We start from the raw sequence: 8,430 nt of genomic DNA, 5'->3' as shown, positions 1-8,430 counted from the left end.
CGGAACACGGGCGGGGACCGGGCGGTGGGGTCCGGCGCCGAGCTGATCATCTTCCTCGACGTCGACTGCATGCCCGGCCCGGACCTGGGGTGCCGGTACGCGGACCTCCCGTCCGACGCGGTGGGGGTGGGCCCGGTCACCTATCTGCCGGAATCCGCGGGGGCGCCGGATCCCTCCGAGCTGGCGGGTCTCACCGACCCACACGCCGCGCGGCCGTTCCCGGAGCACGGCGTCCGACGACTCGAGGCGGACGAGTTCGGGATGTTCTGGTCGCTCTCCTTCGCCCTGCACGCCGACCTCTGGACACGGATCCGCGTGGAATTCGGTGGGTTCGACGAGCATTTCACCGGCTACGGCGCGGAGGACACCGACTTCGGGCGCAGGCTCCTGTACCGGCGGGTGCCGGTGGTGCTGGTGGCGGGCGCCCACGCCTACCATCGGTGGCACCCCGTGTCGTCCCCGCCGGTGGAGCACCTGCAGGACCTGCTGCGCAACGGAGCCCACTACGCCGAGCGCTGGGGCGAGTGGCCGGCCCCGGGGTGGTTCGAGGAGTTCGGGCGGAGGGGGCTGGTCCGCCGTCGCGGCGACGGCTGGGAGGCGGTGCCCGCAGATCGGCACGCTGAGGACCACCGCCCCGGAATCGAGGGCTGACCCCGACGGGAAGAGCGTTCGGACCGCATCGCCCGAGAGGGGGTGTGCGGAACGACCTTTTCGATGGGCGCCGGGCCGGGCGGGAGCCGGGCGGGGCGGCGGGGCCGGGCGGGGCCTCAGCCCAGGAACGCCTTGTCGGACAGCGTCGCGCCCTTGATGTTGGCGAACTCCTTGAGCAGGTCCTGCACGGTGAGCGACGCCTTCTTCTGGTCGTCGGCCTCGTAGACGATCCGGCCCTCGTGCATCATGATCAGCCGGTTGCCCAGCCGGATGGCCTGCTCCATGTTGTGCGTGACCATGAGCGTGGTGAGCCCGCCCTCGCGGACGATCCGCTCGGTGATCGTGGTGACCAGCTCGGCCCGCTGCGGGTCCAGGGCCGCGGTGTGCTCGTCGAGCAGCATGATCCGCGGTTGGGTGAACCCGGCCATGAGGAGCGAGAGCGCCTGCCGCTGGCCTCCCGAGAGCAACCCGACCTTGGCGGTGAGCCGGTCCTCGAGACCCAGCTCGAGCATGGCGAGCTGGTCGGCGAACTGCGCGCGGCGCTTCTTGTTCAGGCTGGGGCCGAGTCCGCGCCGCCTGCCGCGGAGTACCGCGAGCGACAGGTTCTCCTCGATGGTGAGGGTGGGCGCGGTCCCGGCCAGTGGGTCCTGGAAGACGCGGCCCACGTACTTCGCGCGCTTGTGGTCGGGCAACCGGGTGACGTCCTTGCCGTCGATCTGAATGCTGCCGCCGTCGGCGATCAACCGGCCGGACACGGCGTTGAGCAGGGTCGACTTGCCGGCGCCGTTGGAGCCGATCACGGTGACGAAGTCGCCCTCGGCCATCGTGAGGCTGAGACCGTGGAGTGCGCGGCGCTCGTTGACGGTGCCCGGGAAGAAGGTCTTGGACACATCGGTGACTGTCAGCATCGTCAGGTCTCCTTGGCGCCGGTCGCGGCGGTGTCGGCGGACTCGGGCCCGGCGTCGACGGCGGTCCCGGTGCCCGCCACCGCGCGCTCGTTCGCGGCGGCCGCGGTCGTGGGCTTGCGCCCGAATCGTCCGCCCACGGCCTTCCACTTGGGCGCGAGAAGCGCTATCACCACGAGCACGGCCGTGACCGCCCTCATGTCGTTCGGGTTGAGCCCCACCTCGAGCGCGATGGCGATGATGAGCTGGTACAGGACCGCGCCCACGATCACGGCGTACACCGCGAGCCACAGCCTGCGCTGGCCGAGGATCGCCTGGCCCAGGATGACCGAGGCCAGACCCACGAGGATCAGGCCGATGCCCATCGAGATGTCGGCGAAGCCCCGATACTGCGCCAACAGCGCGCCGCACATGCCCACGAGGCCGTTGGACAGGGCGAGGGTGAGGGTCTTGGTGAAGTCGGTGGAGACACCGAACGAGGAGATCATCGGACCGTTGTCGCCCGTGGCGCGGATCGACAGTCCCAGGTTCGTGGTGAGGAACCAGACGACGACGAGGCCGAGCAGTCCCACGGCCACCGCGAGGATGGCGACGCCACCCCAGGTGCCGAGGATGCCGGCTTCGCGCAGCGGGGTGAACGCGTGGTCCTGCCGCAGCAACGGCGCGTTCGCGCTTCCCATGATCCGCAGGTTGACCGACCACAACCCGATCATGGTGAGGATCCCGGCCAGGAGGCCGTCGATCTTGCCCTTGGTGTGCAGCAGGCCGGTGATGATCCCGGCCAGGAACCCGGTGACGAAACCCGCGAGGGTCGCGAGCACCGGGTTCCAGCCTGCGAGAATGCCCGTCGCCGCGGTGGCGGCACCGGTGGTGAAGCTGCCGTCGACGGTGAGGTCGGGGAAGTTGAGAACGCGGAAGGTCAGGAAGACCCCCAGCGCCATGACCCCGTAGATGAGGCCTACCTCGACGGCGCCGATCACTTCTTCTCAGCCTCGGCGAGGATGTCCTCCGGGATGGTGACGCCCTGGCGCTCCGCGGCGTCCTCGTTGACCACGTAGGTGAACTCGGCGGCGGTCTCCACGGGCATCGTGGCCGGGTCCTCGCCGTCGCGCAGGATGCGCAGCGCCATCTCGCCCGTCTGGCGGCCCAACTCGGTGTAATCGATTCCCAGCGTGGCGACGGCGCCGCCCAAGACGGTGCCCTCCTCCGCGGCGATCACGGGGATCTGCTTGCTCTCGGCCACCTGGACGAGAGCCGCGATACCGGAGACGACCATGTTGTCGGTCGGTACGTAGATCGCGTCGACGTCGCCGAGCGCCTCGACGGCCTGCTGGATCTCGTTGACCGAGGTGACGGTCTGGGTGACGATCTCCAGGTCGAGCGGGCCGGCGGCCTCCTCGGCCTGGTCCACCTGGACCTGCGAGTTGACCTCGCCCGAGGCGTAGACGATGCCGACGCGCTCGGCGTCGGGGACGATCTCCTTGAGCAGCTCGAGCTGCTCGTCGATCGGCGCGGCGTCCGAGGTGCCGGTGACGTTGGCGCCCGGCTCCTCCATCGAGTCGACGAGCTCGGCCGAGACCGGGTCGGTGACCGCGGTGAACAGCAGTGGGATGTTGATGATGTTCTGGGCCATCGCCTGGGCGGCCGGGGTCGCCACCGCCAGCGCGAGGTCCAGGTCGTCGGCGGCGAACTGCTGCGCGATGGTCAGCGCGGTGGCCTGCTCACCGTTGGCGTTCTGCTCGTTGAACTCCACCTCGACACCGGCGTCGGCGAAGGCCTCCTTGAAGCCCGCGGTGGCCGCGTCGAGAGCGGGGTGCTGGACGAGCTGGTTGATGCCGATCGTGTAGGACTCGCCGCCGCCACCGGCGGCGTCATCGTCGGAGCCGCCGGTGCAGCCTGCGAGGACGAGTGCCGAGGTGGCCACCAGTCCGGTGAAGAGCGTCGCGCGTGAGAATGCCATGTGCCATGCCTTGTCTACGGTCACGGGTGAGCGTGAGGGGCCGGATGCGTTAACAGTGCTGGCACATGAGGGTACCGGGTCACACCGACCGCGTAACCCGGGACTCACCTCACGGGTTGCTGATCCGGCTCCGATTCCGCCAACTCGCGTTTCCAGGTGCGGAAACCCTCCTCAGTGCGGCCCCGGCGCCAGTATCCCGAGATCGAGGCCCGCCGGGCCGGGACGCCGCGTCCGGAGCGCAGCAGGGGGCGCAGATGCTTCATCACGGTCTCGGCCTCGCCGTGCACGAACACCTGCACGTCGCCGTCCGGCCACGGCATCTCGCGGAGGGCGACGACCAGCGGCGCGTCGCCGTCGATCCGTCCGGGGCCGGCGTGGGTGGAGGGGGTCCCGCGGTGCAGCCAGGTGATCCGCACCCCCTCCGGAGCGGTGAGCGACACCTCGTCGTCGTCGTCTCCCACCTCCAGGAACACCGCTCCCACCGAGTCCTCGGGCAGGGCCTCCAGCGCGGCGGAGATCGCGGGGACCGCGGTCTCGTCCCCGGCGAGGAGGTGGAAGTCCGCCTCGGGGTCGGGACGGTACCCGCCGCCCGGCCCCCGGACGGTGACGTCGGTCCCGGGCGCGACCGTCCGGGCCCACGGCCCCGCCACGCCCGCGTCTCCGTGCACGACGAAGTCGATCCAGATCTCGCGGGCCGGGAGGTCGACGCGACGCACGGTGTAGGTCCGCACCACGGGGCCGTCCTCGGAGGGCAGTTCGAGTTTGACGTAGCTGTCGGTCTCCGCGCGCGGGGCGAAGGCGTCGAACCCCGCGCCGCCGAGGACGACCCGGACCATGTGGGCGCTCACCGTCTCGGTGCGCAGCACGGTGAGGGTGGTCGGGGTGGGGCGCTTGCGCTCATCTGCCACGGGGGCCTCCTTAAGTTAGGCAACCCTATCCTGCCAGTCCCGGCGTCCCGGCGTCCCGGCGTCCCGGTCGAGCGGTGGGTTCCTTCCCCTCGCATCCCAATGTAAGATATATGTGATCTGAAACTCGGCCACATACGACATGATCGCGCGGCACGCGCAGTGCACAGGGAGTGACGTGATGAACCCAGGAACGCGATCCGTCGACGCAGGCCTCGACCCGATGAGGATCCGGCACCTCCCGGACCTGTCCACGCACCTGTGGTTCTGGCTCCCCGCCGCGAACGTGGTGATGCAACTCGCCGACCCCGCCGTCGGGTACGGCGTGGTACAGAGCCGGGTGGACCGGGGCCGCGGTGACCTCCGCCCGATCAAGCGCGGGAGGACCACCGCCCAGTACCTCGCCGTGGCCACGTTGGGGAACCAGGAGGACCGGAAGTTCTTCCACGAGGCGGTGCGGCAGATCCACGCGCAGGTCTACTCCACCGGGTCCAGTCCGGTCCGCTACAACGCCAACTCCGCGGCCTCACAGACGTGGGTGGCGCTGTGTCTGGTCCGCTACTACACCGATCAGTGGGAGATGGTGCACGGGCCGCTGTCGGAGGCGGAGCTCGACCGGGTGATCGAGCTCGCGCGGCCGCTCGGCACCACCCTGAACGTGCCCGAGGCCCGGTGGCCGGCGAGTTGGACCGAGTACGAGCGGCGATTCGCCGAGTGCATCGACGGCGTCCGGATCGACGACACCGTCCGCGAGTACCTCCAGTCGCTCGCCGACTTCACGGTCCTCGAGATCCGGATGAAGCAGCTGGGGACTCTCGCGCACAAGACCCTCGGCCCGTGGAGTCTGTCCATGACCAAGTTCGCGGTCCCCGATCGGATCCGTGACGAGATGCGCTGGACCATCACCCCTCAGGACCTCCGGCGCCGCCGGATCATCGTGAATCTCGCGGCCGCGCTCGACCTGGTCTTGTCCAGGCCGCTGCGCGTGGTCTACACGCTCAACCTGTGGGACCTCCGGGTGCGCCGACGGCTGGGGATCGCCGTCTTCTGAGCGCGGGTCTCAGGGCGCGCGGAGGAACTCCATCGGGGCCGTCGCCTCGAAGTGCGCGCTGACCTCGCCGACCAGTCCCCCCTCGAGCCCGGTGTCGGCGACCAGGTCGAGCTTGCGCACGGGTGCGCCCTCCGACAGGTCGAGGCCGTCCAGCCGGACCCAGACGATGTTGGGCCGACCGGTGTCCTCGAAGACGTACACACCGTCGACGTGGTCGGTGATGGTCCGCCACAGGGTGGTGGAGGCGTTGGGGTGGTCGGGATCCGGCACGCGGAACGGTTGGGACGCGTTGCGCATCACGCTCAGCAGCTCCGCGACAGCCCTCGTCCGGTCGGCGGGCGCCGGGAGCCGGTCCAGGTAGAAGGCCGCGCGGGCGAACCTCTCGTCGGCGTCCGTGCCCCCGGGGAGCGGGCGGTCACCGCCGAAGCCCTCGATCTCGTGGAGGCGTTCGAGCTGCTCTGCGAACGGCGGCGAATTGGTCATCACCGTGTAGGACCGGTCATGCCAGATGTGGGGCTCGCCGTCGATGTACTCGATGATCGCCGAGTCGCCGCTGCGGTCGTCGAGCGCCAGGTGGACGGTGACGGTGGTGCCGGTGACCGGGTCTCCGGATGTCCGGATCTGGACCCGGGACTGACGCATCCACTCCACGGCCTCGGCGACGGTGGCGAAGCTGTCCCGAGTCCCAGCGCGAGCGGTCGGGCCAGCTGGTCGCCCATCGCGAGGTAGTTGTCGAACAGGTCCTTCATGAACTCGCCGCCGCCGACCTCGATCGGTCCCGGGTCCTCGCGCGGCGTGCCCTGTTGCCTCGACCACTCGTCGGGTCCGGGCATGACCATCACACACAGCGCCCGCATGGTGTCCAGGGAGAACTCCTCGACCGCGTCGAGGACGGCACTCCCCGTGCCCTGGGCGTTCGCTCGTCCCACCGCTTCGAGGGAGCCGTTCAGGGCGCCCGGAAACGCGACGCCCGCGCTGACGAATGCACCGAACAGGGACGCCCGCGCGAGAAAGGCCCTCCGGTTGAATTGATCCATGACCCCGCCTTTCCCTAGCACAGTGGGGTCGCCGTAACGATGTGATATTCCTCACGCCACCGGTCGGGGATGATTTCTTTATCCCTCGAGCTATCCCTCGATCAGCCCTCGTTGTCACGGATGTCGTGTCGGCCCGTGAAGGGCAGGAGGCTCGAGGCGTCGCCCAGATCGTCGCGACCGATGACCCCCAGGCTGCCGTCCTGTTGGAGGATCACCGCCGCGACCTGCTCGAGCGAACCCTTCCCGGATTGCCGGGCCGCGGTGTGGACGTCCTCCTCGAGAAGGCGGTGGCTCCGTAGCGCCCTGCCCTGCATCCGTCCCTGGTAATAGAGGAGGATCGGCGGGCTGTCCAGCAGGGACCGGACGCGCGGAGACCGCGCGCGGACCGCCGCGAACAACCACTGGACGCCCACGAGTAGCGCCAACACCAGGACCGTCTGCGCCAGCGGCACCTCGGTGGCGGTGAGTGTGCGCCCGAACGCCGAACCGATGGTCACCGCCACGATGAAGTCGAGGGGCGTCATCTTGGCCATGGTGCGTGGGCCGGATACCCGGAGGATCACGACCAGGGCGACGAAACCGCACACGACCATGACGACGGAGTGGACGACCGGTTCCCAGCCGTCCCAGAGCAGAGTTGTATCCATGACGCGAATGGTGCGCGCACCGCGGTCGGAGGACAACCGGCGTCGACGGGAACGGCCCCGACCGCACGGGCCGTGGTCCGTGCGGTCGGGGCCGTTCAGCTCCGCGTCACGAGGCCCGCGCGGCGATCGGAGTGGCGGATCTCAGCGGGCAGCGGTCCTTGGCGGCGAGGAGGCAGGTGGCCGCGGCAGTGCCCAGGATGGCGACGGTGCCCAGGATGATCGGTGCGGCGGGGAAGGGCAGTTCCTGGGACAGGACGAAGGCTCCCATGAGCAGGACGAAGAAGCCGAACCCCTTGCGCAGCGCCTTCTCCGGGACGACCGAGGTGAGCCGGATGCCGACGAAGGAACCGGCGATGGCGGCGGCGGTGACGGCGGCGACGAGCGGCCAGTCCAGGCTGACCGAGGTGAGGTAGCCGCCGAGTCCGGCGAAGGATTTCATGGCGATGACCAGCAGGGACGTGCCCACCGCGACGGTCATCGATAGACCCGCCAGGAGCACCAGGGCCGGGACGACGAGGAATCCGCCGCCCGCACCGACCAGTCCGGTGGCGGCGCCCACGACGAGACCGTCGAGCAGGATCCGCCACAGCGGGTGGTGATGGGTGGTGCTCTGGCCGTCGCGGTCCCTGCGGCCCTTGATCATGGCGCCCGCGGTGGCGATCATCATGATCGCGAAGGCGACCATCAGGACGGTGCCGGGGATGTAGCCGCCGGCCAACCCGCCGCCGAACGCGCCGACCATGCCGGCGGCGCCGAAGATCAGGCCGGTGCGCCACCGGACGTTGCCCTTGCGGGCGTGGCCGAACAGGCTGACCAGCGAGGTCGCGCCGACGACGAACAGCGAGGTGGCGATGGCCTCCTTGGGATCGAGTCCGCCGATGTAGGTGAGCAGCGGGACGACGAGGATGGAACCGCCCCCGCCGAGCAGGCCCAGGGACAGTCCGACCAGGACGGCCAGGGCCACGACGATGATCGTGGTGATCTCCATGTCAGGTGCCTTTCTCCGGCGGGGCGCCGGTTCCGGTGTCGGGGGTCGGGTGGGTCAGGAGCGGGCGGGCAGCGAGTCGAGCACGGAGCCGAGTCCGGGCTCGTCGGCCGAGCGGTTCCACGGCATCTTCGACAGGGCGGCGGCCATGGCGCAGGAGTTGCTCGCGGCGGAGTAGGTCAGCCCGGCCCCGATGGCGCCGGCGAGGTAGGCGAACTTCGGGGAGAGCACCTTCGAGGCCGTCACGCCCACCAGCACGAGGGAGCCGGCGGCCATGCGGACCTGCCGG

Annotated in this window: 10 protein-coding genes; 2 read left to right on the top strand and 8 right to left on the bottom strand. The window is 70.0% G+C overall.

The genetic code is table 11. The features are described 5' to 3' along the window. A partial coding sequence (locus G6020_RS04490) for a galactosyltransferase-related protein (RefSeq protein WP_182609809.1) occupies positions 1-651 on the top strand: 651 nt, incomplete at its 5' end. A 116-nt stretch (positions 652-767) separates the two neighbouring features. Here the strand turns inward: G6020_RS04490 and G6020_RS04485 are convergent. From G6020_RS04485 to G6020_RS04470, 4 genes are all read right to left on the bottom strand, one after another. Then, positions 768-1,559 (bottom strand): ABC transporter ATP-binding protein, encoded by a 792-nt coding sequence (locus G6020_RS04485; protein WP_182609808.1) that lies wholly within the window; start codon positions 1,557-1,559, stop codon positions 768-770. 2 nt (positions 1,560-1,561) lie between these two features. After that, positions 1,562-2,536 carry an ABC transporter permease gene (locus G6020_RS04480; protein WP_182609807.1) on the bottom strand — a complete coding sequence of 325 codons (975 nt, stop codon included), beginning with the start codon at positions 2,534-2,536 and terminating at the stop codon, positions 1,562-1,564. Then, positions 2,533-3,516: an ABC transporter substrate-binding protein gene (locus G6020_RS04475; protein ID WP_182609806.1), complete on the bottom strand. Its 984-nt coding sequence runs from the start codon at positions 3,514-3,516 to the stop codon at positions 2,533-2,535. Before G6020_RS04475 ends, G6020_RS04480 begins: the two co-directional genes overlap by 4 nt. Before the next feature lie 104 nt (positions 3,517-3,620). After that, complete coding sequence (locus G6020_RS04470; protein WP_182609805.1) at positions 3,621-4,424, bottom strand: SIP domain-containing protein; 804 nt, start codon at positions 4,422-4,424, stop codon at positions 3,621-3,623. A 178-nt stretch (positions 4,425-4,602) separates the two neighbouring features. Between G6020_RS04470 and G6020_RS04465 the strand changes: the two genes are divergently transcribed. Next, on the top strand, positions 4,603-5,472 hold the full coding sequence (locus G6020_RS04465) for an oxygenase MpaB family protein (protein ID WP_182609804.1): 870 nt from the start codon (positions 4,603-4,605) through the stop codon (positions 5,470-5,472). Between the two features lie 9 nt (positions 5,473-5,481). On the opposite strand, the gene G6020_RS04460 is transcribed toward G6020_RS04465, so the two are convergent. From G6020_RS04460 to G6020_RS04445, 4 genes are all read right to left on the bottom strand, one after another. Continuing rightward, positions 5,482-6,288 (bottom strand): linear amide C-N hydrolase, encoded by an 807-nt coding sequence (locus G6020_RS04460; protein WP_347238307.1) that lies wholly within the window; start codon positions 6,286-6,288, stop codon positions 5,482-5,484. A 322-nt stretch (positions 6,289-6,610) separates the two neighbouring features. Then, positions 6,611-7,156, bottom strand: a complete 546-nt coding sequence (locus G6020_RS04455) for a YetF domain-containing protein (protein WP_095718483.1) — start codon at positions 7,154-7,156, stop codon at positions 6,611-6,613. A 106-nt stretch (positions 7,157-7,262) separates the two neighbouring features. After that, on the bottom strand, positions 7,263-8,144 hold the full coding sequence (locus tag G6020_RS04450) for a sulfite exporter TauE/SafE family protein (protein ID WP_182609803.1): 882 nt from the start codon (positions 8,142-8,144) through the stop codon (positions 7,263-7,265). Between the two features lie 54 nt (positions 8,145-8,198). Continuing rightward, positions 8,199-8,430, bottom strand: a 232-nt coding sequence (locus G6020_RS04445; protein ID WP_182609802.1) for a DUF2892 domain-containing protein, incomplete at its 5' end; no start/stop codon positions are given.

Origin of the sequence: Dietzia sp. B19 (assembly GCF_014145155.1) — a bacterium.
GTDB lineage: Bacteria > Actinomycetota > Actinomycetes > Mycobacteriales > Mycobacteriaceae > Dietzia > Dietzia natronolimnaea.
Note: the sequence above shows the minus strand (reverse complement) of the source record. Positions and strands in the feature narration are given on the sequence as shown.